The organism is Spirosoma harenae, from assembly GCF_054776975.1.
In genome coordinates this window covers 292,809-316,711 of sequence record NZ_BAAHBD010000006.1, presented here as the reverse complement: position 1 = coordinate 316,711, position 23,903 = coordinate 292,809, and the positions used below count along the sequence as shown (strand labels likewise).

Here is a 23,903-nt window from a genome sequence, read left to right as displayed (position 1 = left end):
TATAGACTATATAGCCCTGAAAAGCAAGACTGTAAGCGAAATCATTCTATCTCAGCTTCAATGTAGCTAAGGCCAGCACGGCTAGAATGATTCCCACGATCCAGAAGCGTGTTACAAGTTTAGCTTCATGGTAGCCTTTCTTCTGGAAATGATGGTGTAAGGGCGACATCAAAAAGATTCGCCTGCCTTCTCCATACTTACGCTTGGTATATTTAAAATAACTAACCTGTGTAATGACAGATACGAGTTCAACCAGGAAAATACCGCAGATAATCGGGATCATTAACTCCTTGCGAATCGCCAGAAACAAGACGGCAATAACACCACCAAGCATCAGGCTGCCCGTATCGCCCATGAATACCTGAGCAGGGTAGGAGTTATACCAAAGGAACCCAACGCAGGCACCGACGAAAGCAGCACAGAAAATCACCAGCTCTCCAGCATTTGGAATATACATGATATTCAGATACTGAGAAAAGACTTTATTTCCTGACAGATAAGCTAATACGCCAACTGTTAGGCCGATAATCACTGATGTGCCAGCGGCTAATCCGTCGATGCCATCTGTAATATTTGCGCCGTTCGACACCGCTGTAATAATAAAAATACAGACCAGCACATAAATGATCCACGTGTATTCGTCCGGGAGAAAGCCGAACAATAAAGAGCTGTAGTCAAACTCATTATTCTTGACGAAGGGAACCGTCGTTAGGGTCGATTTAATATCGGTGTATATATCGGGTACGTTGGAGGTGCTCAGTCTGCGTGGAGCGTATACCCGAATTTTAACATACTGGTTAAAGTAAAGCGTCAGCCCGACGATCATACCAAGGCCAATTTGGCCTACAACTTTGAATTTACCCTGTAGTCCTTCTTTATTCTTCTTGAATACCTTAATATAATCATCCAGAAAGCCGATCATGCCTGTCCAGACAGTTGATACAAGGGCTAGCACGACGTATACATTGGAGAGTTTCGCGAATAGTAATGCTGGAACCAGAAGCGACGCCAGAATAATAAAGCCCCCCATGGTTGGTGTTCCCCGTTTCTGCATTTGCCCTTCCAGTCCCAAATCCCGGATGGATTCGCCAATTTGGAGGTTACGCAGGGTATCAATAATACGTCGTCCAAAAATGGCCGCGATCAATAAGGAGGTCACTACTGCACCTAAGGCACGAAAAGAGATATATTGGAAAACCCCGGCACCAGGGAAATTATAGCGTTCGTCAAGAAACTGGAAGAGGTAATAGAGCATAAATTTAATGACTGAATGATTGAACGACTGAATGATTGAATCCGTGACTCGTGTTTTTATTCAATCATTTAGTCATTCAATCATTCAAAATTATACATGTGTCAAAGTTACTGATTTCCGCGTTCCGCGAAAGCGTCTCGCAAAATCGCCCGGTCATCAAAATCGTACTTGACTCCCTTGATTTCCTGATAGGTTTCATGGCCTTTGCCAGCCACCAAAATAATGTCGTGTGGTTGGGCTAGTGAAACAGCTTTGCGAATGGCTTCATGACGATCTTCAATGGTGATCGTTTTCTTATAATCAACAGGAGGAACGCCAGCTTGCATTTGCTCCAGAATAGCCATCGGATCTTCGTTGCGCGGATTATCGGAAGTAAGAATGATACGATCACTGAACCGGCAGGCGATTTCAGCCATGATTGGCCGTTTAGCCGCATCACGATTTCCACCACAGCCAACTACTGTAATAATTTGTTCGTTGGCCTGCCGCAATTCATTAATGGTTTCCAGTACGTTCTGGAGAGCATCGGGTGTATGAGCGTAGTCAACAATACCCACGATTTTGTCGTCAGATACGACCTGTTCGAAACGGCCCGGTGGCGGTGTAATTGCCGATAATAACGTTAAGACTTCGGCGGGGTCTTCGCCAAGTAATATGGCTGTACCATAAACACTGAGCAGGTTATAAGCGTTAAACCGGCCAATCAGTTTAAACCAGACTTCATGTTCATCGACCTGCACATGTAAGCCAAACAGACTGTCGGCAATGACTTTGGCTTTAAAGGTGGCTAAGGTTTTTAAAGAATACGTCTCTTTTCGCGCGGCTGTATTCTGAAGCATCACTAGGCCCCGTTTATCATCTACGTTAGTCAGGGCAAAAGCGGAAGCGGGAAGCTGATCGAAAAACCCTTTTTTGGCGCGAATGTAGTTGTCGAACGTGCCGTGAAAATCAAGGTGATCATGCGTGATATTGGTGAAAATGCCACCTGTAAACGTTAGGCCGGCAATTCGTTCCTGCACAACCGCGTGCGAACTGACTTCCATAAAAACATGCGTGCAACCGTGGGTCAGCATGTTCACCAATAATTGATTGATCGTAATGACATCGGGCGTAGTATGAGTCGTCGGAATGACTTCGTCGTCAATCTGATTCTGAACGGTGGAGAGCAACCCGCATCGATACCCTAATGCGCGGAACAAGCGAAAAAGCAATGTTGCAACGGAGGTTTTACCATTTGTGCCCGTTACGCCAATGAGTTTGAGCTTTTGCGAGGGGTGTTCGTAAAAATTAGACGCCACCAGCCCCATCGCTCGGGCCGAATCCTGAACACGGATAAAAGCAACGCCCGGAGACATATCGACAGGTAACTCTTCGCATAGAATAGCTGATGCCCCCTGACGAATGGCTGTTTCGATAAATTTGTGCCCATCGGTAACTGTGCCACGAACGGCGATAAATAAACTTCCAGGACCCGCCTTTCGCGAGTCCATGGTAAGGGCCGTAATGTTGGTATCCATGCTGCCGGATGTGGCCAGCAGTGGAATTTTATACAGAAGATTTTTGAGTTGCATACCTGTTATAAACGAGTCAACACCCCGTTTGATGGCTGCAAAAAAACAGATTGAGTTTTGGACTACCTAATTTACAGATCGACAAAGGCAATTTGAATCATTACCCTAACCTTAGCGTAATATGTTTGCTCGACGCTTTGGCAATGTCTGCGCCTGGCGCAACGGATTGTTCTTTTACCTTCCCTCGGCCCTCAATTGACACGCGAAATCCCCGATTTTCGAGCAGAAATAAAGCATCCCGTAAGGTCAGCCCCCGAACATCGGGAACCTGACTGGCGCGGGTTGGGCGAGATTTCCATTGGCCACTTGCTGCTTTTTCGACCCACCCTTCGGTTGACGGCTCATTGGTAAGGTTCAGTGCCGAGCTAATGGTATGTAAATCATCAGCATAACCTGCCACCAAACTAGTTGTTGAACTAGGTTGCGACGAACCTGCTTGGAGCGGGGCATGCATGCGAATATCGTAAGCCACAATTCGATCCGATACGACTTTAAAGACCGGTGCCGACACGGCTCCTCCATATAATCTGCCTACTTTCCCTTCCTGATAGGGATTATCGATCATTACAAGCATGCTGTATTTAGGCTTGTTAGCCGGGAAATAACCGATGAATGACGTGTAATGCTTATCTGGGTGATAGACACCATTATAAAATTTTTGGGCGGTTCCTGTTTTTCCGGCAATGGAATAGTATTTCGTGTTGATTGCATGGGCCGTGCCATGATCGTCGGCTACGACTCCCCGAAGTAATTCCTTCGCTTTCTGTAGTGTTGCTTTCGAGCAGATTGGCTCTGGAGAAACATAGGGTTTGTTCTCTTCAATAACCTCACCAGCCAGTTTTATTTGTTTGACAATAGTTGGCCGCACCCAGTATCCATTATTGGCGATAGCATTATAAAACGTCAACATTTGCAGCGGTGTAATCTGCATTTCGTATCCGTAGGACATGGAGGCCAGGGAGATCTTACTCCAGCCTTTCATATCGGGATTTCGAACAATCGGCATGGCTTCTCCTTTCATGTGAATTCCGGTTGGTTGGGTCAAACGGAACCGACGCAGGTATTGACAGTATAAATCCGGCCGGGAATAGAAATAGCTTCGCATGAGTAAATGCGTACCAATGTTCGATGATTTCTGGAAAACCTGCCGAGCGGTAAGCGTGCCTGAACCACCTCCATTCGAATCGGCAATTCGATGACCCTTGTAGAGAATGGCAGAATGGCCGGTTTCAACAATTTGATCAAGATTAATGGCTTTTTCTTCCAATAAAGCGATCATCGTCGCTAATTTGAAGGTCGAGCCAGGATCCGTTCGGCCAGCTAACGCGTGGTTGAAATTTTCAACATAGCGCCCATCTTTTAATTTGGTGAGATTGGCCATGGCCCTTATTTCGCCACTGGCGACTTCCATCACCACCACACTGCCTTTGTCAGCTTTATATTTGATTAATGCATCGCGTAGCGCCGATTCGGCCATGTCCTGATAGTTGACATCAATCGTTGTATAAAGGTCCATACCTGGTTCGGGAGTCATCTCAGGACCGTCGTTGACAGGCTTACGAACGCCTTGTGATAAAACCTCGACCAATCCCACCGCATTTTTACCGGCCAACGCGTCCTGAAAAGAGGCCTCTAGTCCAATAAGCCCTCGACCAGACCTCGCATCCAGACTACCGATGGTGCGTTCCGCCATTTGGCCAAATGGATGATACCGCTCGTAGTAAGGGCGTAAGACACCACCACGGGCTGCTGTTTTAGCGGTGGATCGGAAAAAAGGCCATTTGAGCAATTCCTGACGCTCCTGAAACGTAATCCGACGATGATTCAGCAGTATGTATTTACTTTCTCGCTTTCGAGCATCCCGTATGAGCTGGGCATAATCATGAGGAGACTTATCCCGATAGATGCTCGAAAGGATGATGCCTAACGAATCGACTTTTTTATTGAAATAATCAGTTTTAGCTATACTTGGGTCAAGACCAACTACATAGTAAGGAAGTGACGTAGCCAGCAAGCGTTCATCGTTAGCATAGATGTTGCCGCGCATTGCCTTGATCGTGTCACGCTTGAAGATTGTTTTGGCAAGCCCGTCGCGCCAGGGTATTTTTTTCTTCGTTTTCTTTTCCTCGTAGGTCTGAAAATACTGGACGTAGACAAGCCGAACCAATACGCCAATGGCGAGAACAATCACAATATAAAATATGTGATTTGCCCGTTGGATAATATCCTGTTTAATATTCATTGGACTTGACAACGATTTTATGGGGAGGGGTTAGACTATCGGTCAGACTTAGGTAAGTTATTCGCTTACTGATTTCAGATTGTTTGCCACTTCGGTCAAAATCGGCCTGAAGAACGGTATGTTTCGAACGTAAATTATCGACCTGAGCTTTTGTACGCTGAATGCGTCGAACCAGTCGTTCTGCATTGTGATTCAGACCAATATAAATAATGAGGAGAGCCGTAACCCACAAAATCCGGTCTATATGTTGAATTGGCCAGGCGTTGTCTTCGCCAAAAAGTCGATCTAAGCCGATCGAGTCGTTCAGCCAGGACGCTAATTTAAGTTTACGTCGTTGTCGTTGTTTTTTTTGCTCAACGATGCGCTCAGCGCGTTCAGGCTCGGTCGGCCGTCGAAACGTATTTTTTGCCATGATTGGGTTAGGATTCGATCGAATTACAAAGAAACGAAAACATCGTTTCGTAGGCAGACTAACTCACCTTACGAAAGAATTTATTCTTTCCAGCGCCATTCATTGGCGATCTGCAAAGGCGTTCGTAAACCCTGAGCCACAAGGTAATCGCGGGTTTGCGTATCGTTCTGGCGACGAGCTGGAATATCGTCAGCATCAGCAAGGGCGTACAAGAGCATGGTAGAATACCGTACAGTATTCTTCAACTGATCAGCATTCACCAGATTCATACGGTCGCAGTTGGCATGGTAGCAATCCAGAACGGATCTGGACAAATGGCCGTTCATCCCAACGACTGGAACGCCCTCGAGCATAAAAGGCTGATGATCAGAATGCAATCCAGCCTGATTTTGCATTTCATTAGCAAAATTCGATTCGACAGACTTCATGGTTTCGCCAATTTCACTTAGAAATGGAACCATGTCGGCTCGGCCAAAAGCGTTTAAACCGCTGGGGTCATTCGTCATGTCGAGGTTCATCATGTAACGAACTTTATCCAGCTGATTCGATTTCTTCAGATTTTCGACCATCGCTTTCGACCCAAGAAGTCCCTGTTCTTCGCCCATAAACAGAACGAACTCAATTGTGCGCTTGGGCTTCAATTTCAGCGATTTAAAGGTTCGGGCAATATCCATCACCGCAAACGATCCGATGCCATTGTCAATTGCTCCCGTTGCTAAATCCCAGGAGTCCAGATGGCCGCCGACAATTATTTTTTCGTCAGGATATTTAGCGCCTTTCAGTGTAGCCACTACATTACGAGCTTTTATTTTCCGGCTCGTATTGGTCATATCGATTAGGGCATGAAGACGGCCATGTTCTTCCTGCATCCAGGATCGAAGCGCTTCCCCACTTTCGAGTGAGATACAGACAGATGGAATGGGAATTAGTTTGCCTGTTACCGATGCTGTGCCTGTTAGCAGTATATTTCCCGGCACTAAATTGACCATAATCACCCCCGTAGCTCCGTACTGAATAGCGAGTGCCGTTTTTTCAGAGCGGTGGAGGTTTCGGGAGCCTTTGGTCGGTGCAGACAGGCCGATATTGACTAGTGCAACCTTGCCTTTTAGTTTATCTTTTAGTGCAGCAAAATCGCCTTCCAGACCATTGCCCACATCGATAATTTCTCCCCGCACGTGCGCTTCAATGGGCGAGTGGGCCAGCGCTACAACTGGCACTTCCCGGAAATTGTCACTTTTGGCTGGGACAATCGATAACGTAACCGTATCACGCATCCAGCTTTCTACTTCAAACGGCTCGTAACGAACTTCTTTGAAGCCATAAGACGCTAATAAATCAAAGGCGTAAGCTTCAGCCCGACTACCGTTTGGACTTCCCGTAAGACGATGCCCAACCCGTTCGGAAGCCTGGTTTAAGGTTTCGTAAGCGCGACTGTGGTCGGATACCTCTTTATTAATTCGGGTAAAAACCTTCTGAAAGGATAGTTTTTCGGGGTAAAAAGCGGTTAGGGCACCGGCAGTGCCGATACAGAACAAAACGAGCCGAAAACGAGGCACGTAAAACGTCCGGGTCATGTGAGGATGGGTGGCAGAATTCTCTGCTAAATATACGAAAACGATCGTGATTTCGATGCAATGGTTAGACGCGATAAATGAGTAAACCGTTCGGATGATTCGAAAAAAGTTAGAAAAATAATCGCATTTGGTTAAAGTAGGTAGATAGTCTCTGGTTTATACTGTCTTTAAGGAGAGGACACTACGTATTCTGTAACATATGGACACCGACGTACTTATTGTTGGAGCGGGTCTGGCGGGGTTGGTCGCAGCAGCTGAACTGGCCGATGCTGGAAAGCGAGTGATTTTGCTCGATCAGGAACCCGAACAGAATCTGGGTGGCCAGGCATTCTGGTCATTCGGTGGGTTATTTCTGGTTGATTCTCCTGAGCAGCGCCGGTTGAAAATTCATGATTCATACGAACTAGCATTGGCTGATTGGATGGGCACTGCTGCCTTCGACCGGCCTGAGGATGAGTGGCCTAAGAAATGGGCCGAAGCTTACGTTGCGTTTGCGGCTGGTGAAAAACGTTCGTGGCTATACCAACAGGGTGTCCGTTTTTTTCCGATCGTCGGCTGGGCTGAGCGGGGCGGTTACGGAGCCATCGGACATGGTAATTCTGTACCACGATTTCATGTCACATGGGGAACTGGTCCGGGCGTATTGGCTCCATTTGAATTTCGAGTTCAGGAAGCCGTAACACGAGGATTAATTACACTGAAATTTCGTCATCGGGTTAATGAATTACTCGTCACCAACGGGGTTGTGCATGGCGTTAAGGGCGATATTCTGGAGTCAAGTTCTGCGAAGCGGGGTGGAAAAAGCTCCCGTATAGTTATCGGAGAATTCACGTTACAGGCTCAGGCTGTTATCGTTACGTCAGGAGGAATTGGTGCCAATCACGAATTGGTTCGGCAAAACTGGCCCGAACGAATGGGTACGCCACCGAAACACATGCTATCGGGTGTGCCGGAGCATGTGGATGGACGAATGCTGGCTATCGCTGAAACGGCTGGCGCCAACCTAATTAACCGCGACCGGATGTGGCACTATACAGAAGGCATTCAGAACTGGGCGCCAATCTGGAATCATCATGGCATTCGCATTCTGCCTGGTCCTTCGTCGATGTGGTTCGATGCACGCGGTAATCGATTACCTGTGCCACTTTTTCCTGGTTTTGATACATTAGGTACATTGAAACACATTCGCCAAACGGGCTACGATCATACCTGGTTTGTTTTAAATCAAGCTATTATTCGCAAAGAGTTTGCATTATCTGGATCGGAACAGAACCCGGATTTAACGGGCAAAAGCTGGCGTCAGGTAGTAGGTCGGGCTGTGGGCAAATCAGCACCTGCGCCCGTCGAAGCATTCAAACAGCATGGTGTTGATTTCATCATCAAAGACAATCTGGCTGACTTGGTCGATGGAATGAACGCTTTGGTAGGAGAGAATCTGATCGACCTCTCTTCGCTTGAACATGAACTTGTGGCTCGTGACAGGCAGATACTCAATCCGTTTTGTAAAGACGCACAAATTACAGCCATTCGCGGAGCACGCCAATACCTCGGCGACCGACTGATTCGAACGGCTAAACCTCATGCTATACTCGATCCGAAGGCAGGACCGCTAATTGCTGTTCGATTACATATTCTGACCCGAAAAACACTAGGCGGTCTGCAAACCGATTTATCTGGTCGGGTACTTGGGAGCAATGGCGAACCTATTTCGGGACTATATGCCGCTGGTGAAGTGGCGGGTTTTGGTGGGGGAGGTATGCATGGTTATCGAGCGCTGGAAGGGACGTTTCTGGGGGGATGTATTTTCTCCGGTCGTACGGCGGGGCGGGCAGCGGCTAAGGAGGGGTGACCTCACCCCCGACCCCTCTCCTAAAACAGGAGAGGGGAGAAATTGGGGGACTGGTATCCCTTCTCCTGTTTTAGGAGAGGGGTTAGGGGTGAGGTGAGTTTCACTCAATTTGCTGATGTCGCATCGGTTTTAGATGTACTGTCATCCGGCCAGCAAGCCAATCTGGATCAATTCCTGGTACACCCAAAACGTGATTCCAACTTCGCTCAAAACAGTGAGCGGCATCGGGAAATGAAGTAGAAACGGTTAGCGCATTTTCATAAAAGGATAGCGAACGTTGCCGCAAAACATCCCGATGGACGGCGAATTGAGCTCCTAGCACAAACGTGTAATAATCAGGGCCATCGGTACCGAAAACAGCTCGATGAAAGCTCTGCAAATCAAGCCCGCGTCCATCTTCATTTTTGCTCCATGGCTGAAATAGTCGATGTCCCTGATTGTCGTCTGTATCGATTAGATGGCCCAGCCATCGAAAGCCGGTTGGACTAATTGCGTCGGGATCTTCGGCAAATAGACGAAGCGATTTCTTGAAATCGAACGCATGATCGAACGGTTTACCCTGACAGAAAACGGTCCAGTCAGCCAGCGAGTCGTATTGGCTAATAATATGGTATAGATAAGTATGAGCTTCCCGGCCAACGTTAGGTAGTAAAATGCCGTTGGGCTTTGTTAAATCATCAGGATTTTTGTCGTATACCGTGGTCTGAATATTAGCTGGAATATTGCGCAGCCAGTTCAGGTTTTCAGTATAATGAGCAACAACAAGTTTGAGCATAGCAAACCTAAAAGGTTTCCAAAACCGTTTAGGTTTCGTTACGGTAGCCGTTATTTTTACAGCTAATCTTCCGATAGCCAACAAACTACCATGAAACAGGTCTACATTTCATTTCTTTTTATATTATCACTTTACACGATGACGCAGGGACAACCGACAACGCCTAAAGCGGCTATCAAACCCAAAGAACTGATTACGAACGGACATAAACGGATCGATAATTACTACTATCTTAACGAGCGTGAAAATCCCGAAGTAATCAGATACCTCGAAGCTGAAAACGCCTATCTCGACCAGGTATTAGCGCCAGTTAAAAGCTTGCAGGACAAGCTATTTGATGAAATGAAAGGGCGTATCAAGCAGCAGGACGAGTCGGTGCCCTACAAAGAGGGTGCTTACTATTATTACACCCGATTCATTACGGGTGGAGAGTACCCAATTTACTGCCGAAAAAAAGGCTCGCTGGAAGGTCAGGAAGAAATTATGTTTGATGGAAACGCAATGGCGAAAGGACATAATTACTACCAACTTGGCGGTTACGAGGTGTCGGATAACGACGAATTGGCCATTTTTGCTGAAGATACAGTAAGCCGTCGACTGTATACATTACGGATAAAGAATCTGAAAACGGGTAAACTGTATCCTGAAATCATTCCGAATACTGAAGCTGGAAGTTTTGCCTGGGCCGCTGACAATAAAACGCTCTTCTACATTAAAAAAGACCCACAAACATTACTCGGTTATCAAGTCTATCGACACCTGTTGGGCACTGATCCGAAGGCTGACGTATTGGTCTATGAGGAAACTGACAATCAGTTTTACATGGGGTTAGGACGTTCTAAATCAAAGAAATACATTATGATTGTTTCCGATCATAATGGGGTTTCAACAGAATCCCGGTTGTTACTGGCCAGCCAGCCGATCGGGAAATTTAAGTCGTTTCTACCGCGTGAGAAAGGCCACGAATACGACGTCGTGCATTATCAGGACAAGTTCTATGTTCGGACAAACTGGAAAGCCGAGAACTTCCGATTAATGGAAGTGCCAGAAGGGAAAACGGCTGATAAGACCGCCTGGAAAGAAGTCATTCCGCACCGTCCTGATGTGTATTTGGCCAATATGGATGTGTTTGTCAATCACTTGGTTTTAGGCGAACGGAAAGCCGGTCTGACCAATATTCGGGTCATTAATCAAAAAACTAAAACTGACGAATACCTGGATTTTGGCGAACCCGCTTATGTAGCAGGCATCGGCTATAATCCGGATTTCAACACGAATATTCTTCGGTACAGTTATTCCTCGTTGACTACGCCCGGTTCTACCTTCGATTACAACATGGATACGAAGGAAAAAACGCTCAAAAAACAGCAGGAAATTCTGGGTGGATTTGACAAGACGAACTACATTTCTGAGCGTGTCTATGCAACCGCCCGCGATGGTGTGCAAGTGCCCGTATCGCTTGTATACCGAAAAGGCACGAAAAAAGACGGTTCCGCTCCTTTGCTCCAATACTCTTACGGTTCGTATGGCTATTCAACTGATCCGGGATTTAGCTCAACACGGCTAAGTTTGCTTGACCGGGGGTTCATTTTTGCCATTGCGCACATTCGGGGTGGTCAGGAAATGGGTCGTCGGTGGTACGACGATGGGAAGATGTTGAAGAAGAAAAATACGTTTAACGATTTTGTGGACGTATCGGAGTTTTTGATCAACAATAAGTACACGAGTGCCAATAAACTTTTTGCGATGGGAGGCAGCGCAGGCGGTTTATTGATGGGTGCGGTCATCAATCAGGCCCCGCAACTGTATCGGGGTGTCGTAGCCGCCGTTCCCTTTGTGGATGTCGTCACAACTATGCTCGACGAAAGCATTCCGCTGACAACCGGCGAATTTGAAGAATGGGGCAATCCCAAAAACAAAACCTATTACGATTATATGCTGTCGTATTCGCCCTACGACAATGTAGAGAAGAAAGCCTACCCTAATCTCCTCGTAACCACAGGATTGCATGATTCGCAAGTGCAATATTGGGAGCCAGCCAAATGGGTTGCCAAACTCCGTGCGCTCAAAACCGATACTAATCAATTGCTACTCCATACAAATATGGAAGCCGGTCACGGTGGCGCATCAGGGCGTTTTCAGGCGTTAAAAGAAATCGCGCTGGAGTACGCTTTTATGCTGAATCTGGTAGGAGAGCGGCAGTGATAATAATTATCCTATTTGTCATGCTGAGGAACGAAGCATCTTAAGGTCCCCGAATTAACTCGTCAGGGCGCTTTAAGATGTTTCCTTCCTCAGCATGACAAAAATGCTTTCTAAGAATAGTCTGTAAAAATTGATCGCACTCTAACCCGATAATAAATCAATTTATGCCTCAGCTCGTTCGGATTCCGATAGTTGGTAAAGACAAAACTCCGCTGTCGAAAGCGCAGAAAGAATTCAATCGGCTGACGAATAAAATCGGTGATCTGGAAGTAGAGTTGGATCAATTTCGCACACTCACAACTAAGATTCAGCAACGAGTTTATGCGGAATATGAGCCATTGTTGCGGGATTATACTATCGTTCGGGCTGATCTTGTACGCGTTCTCGATCGAGCGCATGAACGGCTTGAAATCACGAAAACGGAGCGTAAAAAGCTAGCCGATCTAATCCTGAATCTGGCTTATGAACTGATCAGCGAACATGGTCTGGAAGACTTAAAACCCATATTCGATAAATACGATGCAGATGGGTTCGACGCTACAGATGCCGAAAATGACCAACAGGTTTCGGAAGTCATGAAAGAAATGGCCAGTTCGATGTATGGCATTACGTTCGATGAGGACGCAGATGTTAGTACAAAGGAGAAATTTATGGCGTATGTGGAGGAGCAAATGCAGGCAAAGCAAGAAGAATTCCAGCAACATCGGCCGGAAGCGGAAGAACGCAGGAGCAAAAAGCCTAAGTCGGCGAAACAGCAGGAACGCGAAGCCAAAAAACTGATTGAAGAGCGAAACATTACAAAGGCCGTCAGAACGCTCTACATGGATCTGGTGAAAGCGTTTCATCCTGATCGAGAGCCCGATGAAGCGGAAAAAGTACGAAAGACGGAAATTATGAAACGGGTAACGGAGGCTTATGAAAAAAGCGATTTGCTGTCGTTGCTTCGATTGCAGCTCGAGTTCAATCGGATCGATCAGCAGCATCTCGAAACGCTGGCTGAAGATCAGCTTCGGTATTATAATAAAATCCTCAAACAGCAGGCCGATGAACTCGGCGACGAATTACATAGTCTGCAAAGCCAACTTTCCGCCATGCTAAACAAGCCATTGATGATCGTTCGCTCTGCGATAAGTCTGGAATTTAGTGTTAATAACGACATTCGGGAGCTAAAACGAATCATTAAGGAGACAAAAAAAGATGTCAAAGACTTATCGAATCCCGCTGTATTGAAAGCCTTTCTTAAAACATACCGAATACAAAAAGCAGATAATTTTAACACGTTTGGCGCATTGTTCGGGTAAACCGTTTATTCGCAAGCCTACCGATACTCGTTACTTATTTTCGTACAATGATTCGTTCTAAACGGCTGCTTACTGACTATTCGCTACTCGGAATCAGCTTCCTGATATTCTTTCTTGTTGTGACTGGCTGCCATTCCAGTAATGAGTCGGCGCTGGATAATCCATTGATTGCTGAAGGAAAAGAGATGGCAGTGAAGCATTGCGGTACCTGCCATTTATTGCCCACTCCCGATGCGCTAGATAAAGAAACTTGGGTAAAACATGTGCTGCCTGCTATGGCTGGCAATTTGGGTGTGGAAGCTTATCAGGGAGGGTCTTATTATGCGGGCCCAAACGCCAGAATTTCGTACGAAAACTGGCAGAAGTTAATTGCTTATTATGAGGCATTAGCACCTGAAAAGCTGGAAAAAGCCCAAAAACCTGTTGAGCCAATAAACGACCTGGCTGTTTTTTCCCTCGAGAAACCGCAAGCTGATACCACACAGACGGTTATCACGACGATGGTAGCTATAGATACTATGGGGCATCGAATTTATTCAAGCGATGCGTTGCGTAATGATCTGACTGTCTGGGATCAACAGTTACACCTGACTCAGTCGAAACCGTTGTCCTCCAACGCCGTGCATGCCACATTTTTGCGAGATGCTACTGGGCAGGAGCAAGGTGTCTTTACCTGCGTAGGGACGATGCGTGCGGCTGATGTAGCACGTGGAGAACTTGTTTCAATAGATTTATCAAGTAAACAGAAAAAGGATTCCTCGATCATTGGCCGGGATTTTATTCGCCCTATACAATCCGTTCCGGCTGACCTGAATAATGATGGTTTGACGGATTGGGTTGTCTGTGGTTTTGGGCATTTACGGGGTGGATTGTACTGGCTGAAACAGCAACCCAACCATCAGTTTATCAAGACCCCCATTCGGGAAGTTGCCGGACCAATTCAGGCAACTATTGGGGATTTTAACGCCGATGGATGGCCTGATCTGATGGCTTTATTCGCTCACGGCGACGAAGGTATCTGGCTATTTCTGAACGATAAAAAAGGTGGATTTACTGAACGTAATCTGCTTCGTTTCCCATCCTATTATGGATCGACTAGTTTTCAACTGGTTGATTTTAACAAAGATGGAAAGCTGGATATTCTGTACACAAGTGGAGATAACAGTGATTATTCAAAAATTCTAAAACCGTATCACGGGTTATATATCTATTTAAATCAGGGGAATTTTCAGTATGAACAAACTTATTTCTATCCAATTAACGGATGCACGAAAGCCATAGCTACTGACTTCGATCAGGACGGTGATTTAGATATTGCTACGATTGCCTTCTTTGCTGATTTTCAGCATAATCCAGCCGAAAATTTCCAGTATTTCGAACAGCAAAAACCGCTACAGTTTCAGCCGCATGCGTTACCTATTACATCGTATGGTCGTTGGATTTGCATGGATGTAAATGACTACGATCAGGATGGGGATGCGGATATTGTTTTGGGTAATTTCTCGAAGACTTTCATTATTCAGGAAGGACTTAAACCAACCTGGGACACACACCTGCCGCTGATCGTCCTGAAGAATAAGACGCGGTGACGGAAACAGTTAAAACCGTCTAAGGTGATTTATCGTGTTTATTGATTGGACATAAATAACGCCGAACTCCTCATGTCTGTGAGGACACAGAATCAGGAAATAAGAAACAGCCCCTGTTCGTTTCAGCGCTTACTTTAACCAACCACCTGTAAATCCAGCGCGCTTTAATCCTTTCTGAATGTGCGGGTTACGCTTCATTAAATTCCAGACGAAATTGCTGCGGAGATTTTCAGCCATCAGCAGAATTGGTCCCTGATCGATGCCAAGATAATCAACATCGAACCAGCCATTTGTAGTAGGTCCATTGGCATAAGCCGACGCATACTTATACGTTGGATTGAAAGCATCACGGAAGCCGTATTCGCCGTATAATTTGCTACCATATTTTGTTTTCATCGCCTTTAAGGCAGGCAAACAAATTTCAGGGGCAAATGCCAACGACCCGCCAGCCGCCGTCGGCGCAATCGTACCGTCGTCTACAATTTGTGTAGATGCCGCTCCCCGCGCCCGATATGAAAAGAAATGCTGATTGGCAACAGTTGTATCCTTAGGGCCATCACAAGCAGTTAGGCCCCAGATGGTTGAACTGTAGTCATCCCATTTACCGGTATTTTTGAAACAATAAGCCCGATTCGCATACGTAGCCCGACGGGAATTTTCGGCGTAATCGATTCCCTTGCCTTTCATGTAGCTATCCTGAATGCCCCGAAAATCAATCCAGATGTGTGAATATTGATGCCCAAAAAGAGGATCGAAATTGACGTGTTGTTGTCCCTGGAAGTTGGCCCAGGGATAGGTTTTCGTCCAGGCTGTCCAGACATCTGACCCAACCGGATGCGTGGGTGAACCGAGCGCCAGTATATACAATAACATGCCCTCGTTATACCCTTTCCAATCGGCTTGAATAAATCCTTTTTCTGGATGCCATCCCATCGATACGTAGGGTTTTCGCGGTTGAATCCAGGTCCAGTCTACACGGCCATAAATTTGTTCAGCCAATTGCCGGATTTCGGTTTCGATAGGGGTGTTTTTGTCGAAATAGGTCTGGCAGCTCAAAATACCTCCTAGCAGCAAGGCTGTATCAATAGTCGAAAGCTCAACTTGTTTGAATCGATCCCCGGTTTTCATATCCAGAAAATGGTAGAAAAAACCTTTATACCCCGCTACAGCCGTTGTTTTATCGGATTGAGGAGCCTGTGCAAAAAAACGAAGCGTTTTCACTGTACGCTCAGCTGCTTGTGTTCGGGTAATATAACCCCGTTCAACACCAACCAAATAAGAGGTCAAGCCAAAACCGACAGCGGCAATACTAGCGAAAGAACGGGTAGGAGCACGGTCGGGCACCAAACCATTTTCAGAATTTGAGGTGGCCCAAAAATACTGGAATGTATCGCGTTGTAGGCTATCCAAAAAAGCATTATCGGCTTTGGTTAATTTGTACGTTGGCTGGGCCAAGACAACGCTGATTGTCAGGAAAAATAGAAAAAAGACTTTCATATCCAAGAGTATGTAAACGCAAGGGAGAGGGAGCGAAACAGAAAAGGAAGCGACTGCTTAAGGTCGATGAGTTAGTTCAGGTTCGGGCTTTGGAAACCCAGATTTTTCATGCCTTTCTTCACTTCAGGGCAACTCATAAATAAATTCCAGAGCAGGCCTGACCGCTGATTCTCAATCATGACGATAATCGGCCCCTGGTCGATAGCCAGAAAGGAATCCGCAAACCAGATGTTGTTCAGATTGAAGGCATCCACAAATCCGTAGTTTTTCCAGATGCGATCGCCTAGTTTGTAATAGAAAAAACGCAGGGCTTGCATCGATTCCGTTGGTGTATAGGGCATGGAAGCCAAAGCAGCTGTTGGTGCAATTGTCCCGTTATCGTTGGTTGGGTCGCGGGCGGAGTAACCGTCTTGCTGATCGCTGGCCGTTAAGCCCCAACAGTCGGCACTATAGCCAGCGTATTGTTTTGGGTTGGTTTTGCAATAGGTGTAGTTGATCTGCGAATGAGCCGTGTTTTGCTGCCAATAATCAGCGTACGCATCTTTTAAGTCGTGCGGATTGATGCCTAAAAAGGAGTACTGCGAAAAGAACAGCGGTCCGCCATATGCAGGCCCGAGAGGAAGTTTGATGTTATAATAGCTATTGCCATTCGCCATTTTGCCATTCTGCGCCCAGCTATTATCATATACTGTTTTGGATATGACAGAGGTATTCGAAGAAGCGGCTAATACATAGGTAATCAGGGCTTCATTCCAGCCGCGAATCGGCAGATTCATGTCCCAATTGTAATTGGGCGACCAGTGCCAATACAGGTTCGTTTCAGCGCCGTTCTTGGTAAACCAGTTCCATTCAACGCCATCCCAGAGATCGTTTATCGTTTTTCGTAGAGCAATTTCTTCGGCGCTTGTTGTGCTGTTGAAATATTGTCGAGCTGCCAGCAGTCCCTGCATCAGATAAGATGTTTCGACCAGATCGGCACCATCGTCTTTCTGGCTAAACGGGACTGTGGCACCCGTTGCACCGTTGAGCCAGTGGGGAAAAGCACCGTGATAGCGTTTGGCATTATTGGTCAGGAAGTTGGTGATTTTTGTCAGACGAGTTAATCCATCCTGTCGGGTAATAAAGTTGCGATTAATACCCACCAGAATCGCCATAATACCGAACCCCGAACCTCCAGACGTAACGACATCGCCCGACGTATTCCGTTCCCGAGCCAGACCTGATACGGGATGTCCGAAATCCCAGAAATAGTTAAAAGTCTGTTTCTGAACCAGATCAAGAAGTGCATCGTCGCTGATTCGGGTGGATTTATCGGTATTGTCGAACGTGGTAGTGAGGTTGACGGTTACGCTCGAATTCAGGGATGTACTTCGTTGGGATGTTAATGTTGGCTGGATTAAGAATCGGTATGGCGTTAAGGATGCCAGCGCACTTTTAGGTGTTAGCGTAATAACCGTATCGCCCGCCGAAACGGTGTAATTCAAGGGAGCAGACACGCCCGTTAATGGCTGGACGAGCTGTATTGCTGTTTCAATAGATGCTTTCTGAAGGGGCGCTGAAAAGGAAACCGTAATTACTGGATTTGCGCCAACGTTCTGAAAATTCATACTGGACGATGACTGTCCATTGACCTGCACCGATTTGTAATGGAATTGTTCGGCTGGCTCTGCATCCTCTGCTTTCTTGCAACTCAAGCAAAGAAACAGGCAGAATAAGCCTAAAAGATAGGACGTTGAGTTCATTAGAATAAGTAAAACGTTGAGTAAACCAGAGCCGCAGAAAACGAACAGGTAGTAGATAGGGGCTGTATCCCCTGACGTTCAACAGCCCCTATGATTCGCTTTTCAGTGATTAGCGACCTGCTTTTTCGAGTTGGTATAGCGAGCTAATATCTGTATCAGACAGCGCTTTGTTATATACCCGAACTTCATCAATAGAACCATTAAATAATCCCTGCCAAACTTGATTGGCCGAACTGGCAAAGCCTGAGTTTACGTTTGGGAAAGCACCTATTAGCACTTGCGACGGCGTTGGGAATACCAGCGGACCGGTTGTACCTCTTACTCTATAATCACTATTCGATACTACAGCTCCATTCGCATAGATGTCGATTGTCGATGCAGAACCATCGTATTTGAATACATAATGTACCCATTGGCCAGCGCCTTTTACAACCTTATATTTAGTACCTGCATCGGCTGCGCCACCGTTGTTAACGTTATCCTGACCACTTCGCTGCCCAGAAGCATACTGACCAATAAATCCATGTAGGATCAAGGTATCCGAAGTCGCTTTTTTCTGACCGGTTTCAAGCAATAAGTTGATCATTTGGCCCCAGTCTGAAGCGGTAGGACTAGCTAGCCCAAAAACTTGAGAGGCTGTTGTACCATTATTGCTGGTATTTACCCAGGCACTAACGGTTAGATTGGCTAATGCACTGGCACTGCTCAGGGCGGTTATAGTCGGATAGAGAAGATAGCCTGAGCTTAATTGTAGCGCTTGTCCTTTAACTCCTGTTCCGAAGGTAGCATTCGTACTTTTCGTAGGAGCTGTTTTCGAAATGTCTTCGTTGTTCGTTCCGTCAAATGTCCAGTGAGCCAACAGATTCGTAGCCGCTACGTCGTTCGAACCATTATATCCACCGATTGGCGGTAAAGTAGCTCCTCCGTCATCTTTTTTACAGGAGGTAAACACAGTGCTCATTACTACACCTGCCATTATCCACGCTGTGATTTTCGTCGTTTTCATATTTAGTTGTTTTAATTGAATTGGAATTTGTATGTACTTGTAATCGAAAAGCTTGTTGAGTTTTTATTTGTCATGCTGAGGTACGAAGCATCTTAAATTATCTTTACTATCCAGTCAGGATACCTTAAGATGCTTCGTACCTCAGCATGACAAAAAATGCTTTAATACCCTGGATTCTGATCCAATTGACCTGCGCTGAGTTGGATTTGTAAACTCGGTACGGGCAGTAATTCATTTTTACCCGCTACGAAATTCTTTCCAGCCGCCTGCATCACCTGTGCAGCACGTCCGGTGCGTACCAGATCGAAGAAACGGTCATGTTCCATCGCTAGCTCAATCCGTCGTTCTTTCCAGATTGCCTGGCGAACATCGGCCTGTGAAGCAGCTTTCGTTGCAGCCAGCCCCGCGCGGGTGCGAATCGCGTTTAAGTAGGTAATCGCTTGGGCAGTTTGACCGATTTCATTGTTCGCTTCGGCAGACATCAGCAACACGTCAGCATAGCGAAGCAGCCGTACGTTTTTCTGTTTCTTATCGCGGTTACCCAGATAGGGCTCTACGTTCGGATTCTCGCTGGCGTAGGCTTTGTAGTTGTAATACAGATTCTGTACGGAATCGGCGCTGGGGATTCGGAATCCATCGTACAATACTGTTCCGACACGTCTTCCACTATTGTCGATTATGATGATCGTCGATGCTTTGCGTTTGTCGCCGGGTTCATAGGCATTTACCAAATCGGCGGAAGGTGTATCGAACCCGAAGCCCAAATCGGTCCAGCCGCCTTTTCCTCCTACGCGCGGTCCTTGCCAGGTGGCGTAACCACCAACCGCGATATCGCCATTGTTGAATGTACCACTCTGCGTTTCGAAAATCGATTCGACACTGTTATTGCCCGCATACCGCCAGAGAAGTGTGTAATCAGGTAACAACGAATACTGACCGGAATTGATGACTTCCTGCGTCAACGCCTGTACCTGCTGCCAATTCTTACGATAGAGGTATGTTTTAGCCAATAATGCCTGGGCCGCTCCTTTATTTGCATGGCCTGTACCCGCCTGCGCTCGTAACGGTAAATTGTTAATGGCGAACTGTAAATCCTGCGTAATGACGTTGTAGATCGTATCGACTGGAGCACGTGTTTGAAAAGCGGGATCGGTATTGGCATCCTGCGCATCTTTCGGAACCCGAACTACCTTAGGTACTTTCCCGAAAAAACGGACCAGGTTGAAATAGTAATAACCCCGAATAAATCGTACCTCGCCTGTGAGCCGACTTTTTGTTGCAGCATCAAGTGAAGCTGTTTGCAGGGCAGCTAAAGCCTGATTCGCCCGCGAAATGCCGCTGTAATAGCCATTCCAGAGAGCGGCAACAAAATTGTTAGTTGGGGTCGTTGCAAAATTATCGATGTCTTTCAGGTTGGGCTGATCCCCATCGAAACTCCCTTTATCGGCATCGTCAGAAATGATATTTGTGGCCGCAATAAAGCTAATGCCGTGGACATCGCCACCCGCTCCGCCAAACGCTTCACTGTTATAGAGACTATTATACACTCCCGTGACTAAGTTAACAGCTAAATTGGGGTCGGTAGCCGTAGTGGCCTGTCCCTGAACAGGTACGTCCAGAAAACTACTTTGGCAGGAGGCTGTCAATAAAACAGCTGCAAAACCAGCACTAAGTGAAATATAAGTAGTACGTTTCATGTTTGTTGAGTCCGATTAAAAGCCAACGTTCAGACCGAGCGCGTAGGTTTGGGTAGTTGGATAGGCGTTCAATTCGATACCCTGACTGGTTGGGTTTCCAGGGAGTTCGGCTGTAAAACCGCTGTATTTTTTCATGGTCAGAATATTCTGGGCCGTAACGAATACCCGAACGTTGCTCACGTGAACTTTATCGAGTAAGGTCGAGGGAAGTTTATAGCCCAGCGTCGCATTGTTGATTCGGACGAACGAACCCGACTCTACGAAGTAGGTCGATGCGGGTAGGTTGCCACTATTCGCACCCGGTTCGGTCTGGATACCGCTACCCGCCGACCAGCGGCCGTACGCCATAGAGCGTTCGATATTGTCTAATTGATTCTGCCGAAAACCGCGTTTGCCGTTATACACTTGATTGCCCACGTTGCCGTAGAAATCAACGCTTAAATCGAGGCCTTTCCAGGTTAACCCAGCGTTCAGACCGAAGTAGGCTTTGGGCTGGTAAGAGCCTGCATAAACCCGGTCGTTATCGTCAATTCTACCATCGCCGTTCGTATCCTGATATTTGAAATCACCAGCGTTTGCCGAAGGTTGAATAACCTGACCTGATGCACTTTTGTAGTTGGCAACCTCATCCCCTGTCTGGAAAACGCCCAGTACCTGCAGTACGTTGAAACTACCTACAGGCTGACCATTGTCGGTACGAGTGGTGTATCCCTGACTAGCCCCAACGCTACCATCCAGAATCGGTTGGCCGCCGTTTAGGCCAATTACTTTGTTTTGGTTAAGCGTTGCGTTTGCGCCAACGCGATAGGAAATATCGCTTGTGATCTTACCACGCCAGTTGAGCGTAACTTCTAAACCCTGGTTCTGAATCGAAGCGGCATTAGTCAAAACTACGCCATCGGCATCGCCCGTTACGGAAGGAACTTTTACGTTGATCAGCAGGTCGCGGGCTTTTTTATTGTAGTAGTTGATTTCGCCGGTCAGTCGCCCATTGATGGCTGAAAATTCTACGCCTAAATCGGCTTCTTCGGTCGTTTCCCATTTCAGATTTGGGTCTTTAATCTGAGTAATGGCGCTACCAGGTGTGGCAATTCCCCCGCCAAACGGATAAGCCAGGTTCGGTTGTACCGTAACTGTGTAAGAATCCGATGGAATGCGGTCGTTACCCACGCGTCCCCAGCTAGCCCGCAGTTTCAGAATGTCGAAAATCTGTTGGCTTTGCATGAAAGGCTCGCTCGTAATCAACCAGCCAGCCCCTACCGAAGGGAAATAACCCCATCGATTTTGTGTCGGGAATCGTGACGATCCATCGGCTCGGATCGTCGCTGTGAATAAATACTTGTCGTTGAAATTATAGTTGAGTCGACCGATGTACGAGTTTCGGGTGTATTTGTCGCCAGTCCCATCGTTCGTAGACGTATTGGCGTTACCCGTACCGATATACCACAAATTCTGCGCGGCTGGAACATCTTTCCGGAAAGCTGTAAAACTGGCCAGCGTATACTGCTCCGCCGTCGTCCCGACCAATACGGTAAGATTATGCTTATCGAACCGCTTGCTGAACGTTGCTAAATTATTCCAGGTCCAGTGGAAGATTCGTGAATTTGAGAAAGAGAGATTACTGTTTGGATTTCGCTGATTACCACCGGCATTTATGAACGTAGTCGTATCATTGTTGAACTGATAATTATACACCCGGCTGTTCTGGGCTATCCAATCTCCTCCCATTTCACTACGCAACGTAAGCCACTCGATGGGTTTGATATCCAGATACGCAGAGCCTAGCAATCGGTTGTCAATAGCATTGTTGTTATTGTTCTTAATATCCAATATCGGATTGCCAACGTTTTGATAGACAGAGGTATTGCCATATTTTCCACCAACCTGCGACTGAATAATGGGAGCGGCCCGATAGGCATCATTATACGCTGTATTAAGATTGGCAATTTGATTATTACCATTGGAATACGAGGCTGAAATTCCTGCTTTCACATATTTATTAAAGGTGAAATCGTTGTTAGCCCGAATGGTAAACCGCTTATAGATATTGTCAATGACAATGCCCTGATCGGTGAAATACCCTGCACTCAGGAAGTAGGTTGATTTCTCGGTTCCGCCATTCACAGAAATGCCGTGATTCTGCTGAAAACCAGTTCGTAGAATCTGGCTATACCAGTCGGTTGACGTAGTGCCCGGATTGATGATATTGCCGCTGGCTGCACTGACGTAGTTGGCATACTCCGTCGCATTCGCCATTTTGACCAGATTAGCCGGTAGTCGGAAACCAGCGTTACCAGAATAGTTGACCGTCATTTTGCCAACCGTACCGCGTTTGGTAGTAATGATAACTACTCCATTCGCTCCCCGCGCTCCGTAAATAGCTGTGGCAGAGGCATCTTTCAATACGTCGATATTCGTAATATCTGCCGTGTTGATGTTTGAGATATCATCGGTCAGTACGCCATCTACTACAAACAGGGCGGCTGTTCCGGCCAGCGCTGTACTGGTTCCTCGAATGCGTATAACGGGCGATGTTCCCGGTTGACCACTGCTAATAATTTGAACACCAGCGGCTTTCCCCTGTAAAGCTTGTGTTGCCGTCAAAACGGGCTGCTTGACCAATTCCTCCCCTTTAATTGTGACTGTTGCTCCGGTAACGTCCGCTCTACGTTGCGTACCGTACCCAACTACGACAACCTCGGTCAGTGATTTAGTGTCTTCGAACAAGGCTACATTAATAGTTGTTCGACTGCTGATAGCGATCTCTTGTTTCTGGTAGCCAATGCTTGAAAAAATTAGGGTTGCATTTTCTTCAGCCTGGATCGTGAATGTACCATTGGCGTCGGTTACTGTACCCGTTGTCGTTCCCTTTACCTGAACCGTAACACCAGGCAAGCCAGTGCCTGTAGGACTATCTGTAACCTTCCCCGTTATTTTAATTGGGACAACTCCAGCTTGTGTTGAGTAGGTCATTAAAAGAAGTAGAAGCCAGGCAAACAGGTGAGGTACCCTTCTGGCATCTAAGTGAAAAGAAAGTTTTTCCATAACTAATTAGGATAAAACCGTTATCAATACGGATTCTGTTGACGTTTAATCATATAGGTTGCTCTCGTGTCATACAACTGTATTTTGCACTAACTTTCCCATATTTTTTTGCACAAAATTAGGTTAGACGTAACTTGGCTCCT

Annotated in this window: 15 protein-coding genes; 4 read left to right on the top strand and 11 right to left on the bottom strand. The window is 46.5% G+C overall.

What is annotated here, in order from left to right:
* Positions 1-46: 46 nt before the first annotated feature.
* The 5 genes from mraY to ACYVE4_RS05020 form a co-directional block, all read right to left on the bottom strand.
* The gene (gene mraY / locus ACYVE4_RS05040; protein WP_460995853.1) at positions 47-1,255 is read right to left on the bottom strand and encodes a phospho-N-acetylmuramoyl-pentapeptide-transferase; all 1,209 of its coding nucleotides are present in this window, start codon (positions 1,253-1,255) and stop codon (positions 47-49) included.
* 107 nt (positions 1,256-1,362) lie between these two features.
* A complete protein-coding gene (locus ACYVE4_RS05035; protein ID WP_460995851.1) occupies positions 1,363-2,826 on the bottom strand; it encodes a UDP-N-acetylmuramoyl-L-alanyl-D-glutamate--2,6-diaminopimelate ligase in 1,464 nt (487 codons plus the stop codon).
* 100 nt (positions 2,827-2,926) lie between these two features.
* Positions 2,927-5,068, bottom strand: a complete 2,142-nt coding sequence (locus ACYVE4_RS05030) for a penicillin-binding protein (RefSeq protein ID WP_460995849.1) — start codon at positions 5,066-5,068, stop codon at positions 2,927-2,929.
* A complete protein-coding gene (locus ACYVE4_RS05025; protein ID WP_460995847.1) occupies positions 5,058-5,480 on the bottom strand; it encodes an FtsL-like putative cell division protein in 423 nt (140 codons plus the stop codon). The genes ACYVE4_RS05030 and ACYVE4_RS05025 overlap by 11 nt, the downstream gene beginning before the upstream one ends.
* Before the next feature lie 80 nt (positions 5,481-5,560).
* Positions 5,561-7,054 carry a M20/M25/M40 family metallo-hydrolase gene (locus ACYVE4_RS05020; RefSeq protein WP_460995845.1) on the bottom strand — a complete coding sequence of 498 codons (1,494 nt, stop codon included), beginning with the start codon at positions 7,052-7,054 and terminating at the stop codon, positions 5,561-5,563.
* 199 nt (positions 7,055-7,253) lie between these two features.
* Between ACYVE4_RS05020 and ACYVE4_RS05015 the strand changes: the two genes are divergently transcribed.
* The gene (locus tag ACYVE4_RS05015; RefSeq protein WP_460995843.1) at positions 7,254-8,903 is read left to right on the top strand and encodes an FAD-binding dehydrogenase; all 1,650 of its coding nucleotides are present in this window, start codon (positions 7,254-7,256) and stop codon (positions 8,901-8,903) included.
* A 100-nt stretch (positions 8,904-9,003) separates the two neighbouring features.
* On the opposite strand, the gene ACYVE4_RS05010 is transcribed toward ACYVE4_RS05015, so the two are convergent.
* A complete protein-coding gene (locus ACYVE4_RS05010) occupies positions 9,004-9,678 on the bottom strand; it encodes a DUF3431 domain-containing protein (RefSeq protein WP_460995841.1) in 675 nt (224 codons plus the stop codon).
* A gap of 90 nt (positions 9,679-9,768) precedes the next feature.
* Between ACYVE4_RS05010 and ACYVE4_RS05005 the strand changes: the two genes are divergently transcribed.
* The 3 genes from ACYVE4_RS05005 (at position 9,769) to ACYVE4_RS04995 (ending at position 14,773) form a co-directional block, all read left to right on the top strand.
* Complete coding sequence (locus tag ACYVE4_RS05005; protein ID WP_460995839.1) at positions 9,769-11,883, top strand: S9 family peptidase; 2,115 nt, start codon at positions 9,769-9,771, stop codon at positions 11,881-11,883.
* 164 nt (positions 11,884-12,047) lie between these two features.
* Entirely contained in the window at positions 12,048-13,184 is a 1,137-nt protein-coding gene (locus ACYVE4_RS05000; protein ID WP_460995838.1) for a hypothetical protein, read from the top strand.
* A gap of 47 nt (positions 13,185-13,231) precedes the next feature.
* Positions 13,232-14,773 carry an FG-GAP repeat domain-containing protein gene (locus tag ACYVE4_RS04995; protein ID WP_460995836.1) on the top strand — a complete coding sequence of 514 codons (1,542 nt, stop codon included), beginning with the start codon at positions 13,232-13,234 and terminating at the stop codon, positions 14,771-14,773.
* A gap of 129 nt (positions 14,774-14,902) precedes the next feature.
* Here the strand turns inward: ACYVE4_RS04995 and ACYVE4_RS04990 are convergent, their stop codons facing one another.
* From ACYVE4_RS04990 to ACYVE4_RS04970, 5 genes are all read right to left on the bottom strand, one after another.
* Positions 14,903-16,270, bottom strand: a complete 1,368-nt coding sequence (locus tag ACYVE4_RS04990; protein WP_460995835.1) for a glucoamylase family protein — start codon at positions 16,268-16,270, stop codon at positions 14,903-14,905.
* 71 nt (positions 16,271-16,341) lie between these two features.
* Positions 16,342-18,012, bottom strand: coding sequence for a glucoamylase family protein (locus ACYVE4_RS04985; RefSeq protein ID WP_460995834.1), 1,671 nt, complete (start codon positions 18,010-18,012; stop codon positions 16,342-16,344).
* Between the two features lie 109 nt (positions 18,013-18,121).
* The gene (locus ACYVE4_RS04980) at positions 18,122-19,018 is read right to left on the bottom strand and encodes a LamG domain-containing protein (protein ID WP_460995833.1); all 897 of its coding nucleotides are present in this window, start codon (positions 19,016-19,018) and stop codon (positions 18,122-18,124) included.
* A gap of 161 nt (positions 19,019-19,179) precedes the next feature.
* The gene (locus ACYVE4_RS04975) at positions 19,180-20,715 is read right to left on the bottom strand and encodes a RagB/SusD family nutrient uptake outer membrane protein (protein WP_460995831.1); all 1,536 of its coding nucleotides are present in this window, start codon (positions 20,713-20,715) and stop codon (positions 19,180-19,182) included.
* 15 nt (positions 20,716-20,730) lie between these two features.
* The gene (locus ACYVE4_RS04970) at positions 20,731-23,760 is read right to left on the bottom strand and encodes a SusC/RagA family TonB-linked outer membrane protein (RefSeq protein ID WP_460995829.1); all 3,030 of its coding nucleotides are present in this window, start codon (positions 23,758-23,760) and stop codon (positions 20,731-20,733) included.
* Positions 23,761-23,903 lie beyond the last annotated feature (143 nt).

What these genes read in the sequence shown, in the direction of transcription:
- mraY (WP_460995853.1), bottom strand. Translation starts at nt 1,255, where the DNA reads ATGCTCTATTACCTCTTCCAGTTTCTTGACGAACGCTATAATTTCCCT.
- ACYVE4_RS05035 (WP_460995851.1), bottom strand. Translation starts at nt 2,826, where the DNA reads ATGCAACTCAAAAATCTTCTGTATAAAATTCCACTGCTGGCCACATCC.
- ACYVE4_RS05030 (WP_460995849.1), bottom strand. Translation starts at nt 5,068, where the DNA reads ATGAATATTAAACAGGATATTATCCAACGGGCAAATCACATATTTTAT.
- ACYVE4_RS05025 (WP_460995847.1), bottom strand. Translation starts at nt 5,480, where the DNA reads ATGGCAAAAAATACGTTTCGACGGCCGACCGAGCCTGAACGCGCTGAG.
- ACYVE4_RS05020 (WP_460995845.1), bottom strand. Translation starts at nt 7,054, where the DNA reads ATGACCCGGACGTTTTACGTGCCTCGTTTTCGGCTCGTTTTGTTCTGT.
- ACYVE4_RS05015 (WP_460995843.1), top strand. Translation starts at nt 7,254, where the DNA reads ATGGACACCGACGTACTTATTGTTGGAGCGGGTCTGGCGGGGTTGGTC.
- ACYVE4_RS05010 (WP_460995841.1), bottom strand. Translation starts at nt 9,678, where the DNA reads ATGCTCAAACTTGTTGTTGCTCATTATACTGAAAACCTGAACTGGCTG.
- ACYVE4_RS05005 (WP_460995839.1), top strand. Translation starts at nt 9,769, where the DNA reads ATGAAACAGGTCTACATTTCATTTCTTTTTATATTATCACTTTACACG.
- ACYVE4_RS05000 (WP_460995838.1), top strand. Translation starts at nt 12,048, where the DNA reads ATGCCTCAGCTCGTTCGGATTCCGATAGTTGGTAAAGACAAAACTCCG.
- ACYVE4_RS04995 (WP_460995836.1), top strand. Translation starts at nt 13,232, where the DNA reads ATGATTCGTTCTAAACGGCTGCTTACTGACTATTCGCTACTCGGAATC.
- ACYVE4_RS04990 (WP_460995835.1), bottom strand. Translation starts at nt 16,270, where the DNA reads ATGAAAGTCTTTTTTCTATTTTTCCTGACAATCAGCGTTGTCTTGGCC.
- ACYVE4_RS04985 (WP_460995834.1), bottom strand. Translation starts at nt 18,012, where the DNA reads ATGAACTCAACGTCCTATCTTTTAGGCTTATTCTGCCTGTTTCTTTGC.
- ACYVE4_RS04980 (WP_460995833.1), bottom strand. Translation starts at nt 19,018, where the DNA reads ATGAAAACGACGAAAATCACAGCGTGGATAATGGCAGGTGTAGTAATG.
- ACYVE4_RS04975 (WP_460995831.1), bottom strand. Translation starts at nt 20,715, where the DNA reads ATGAAACGTACTACTTATATTTCACTTAGTGCTGGTTTTGCAGCTGTT.
- ACYVE4_RS04970 (WP_460995829.1), bottom strand. Translation starts at nt 23,760, where the DNA reads ATGGAAAAACTTTCTTTTCACTTAGATGCCAGAAGGGTACCTCACCTG.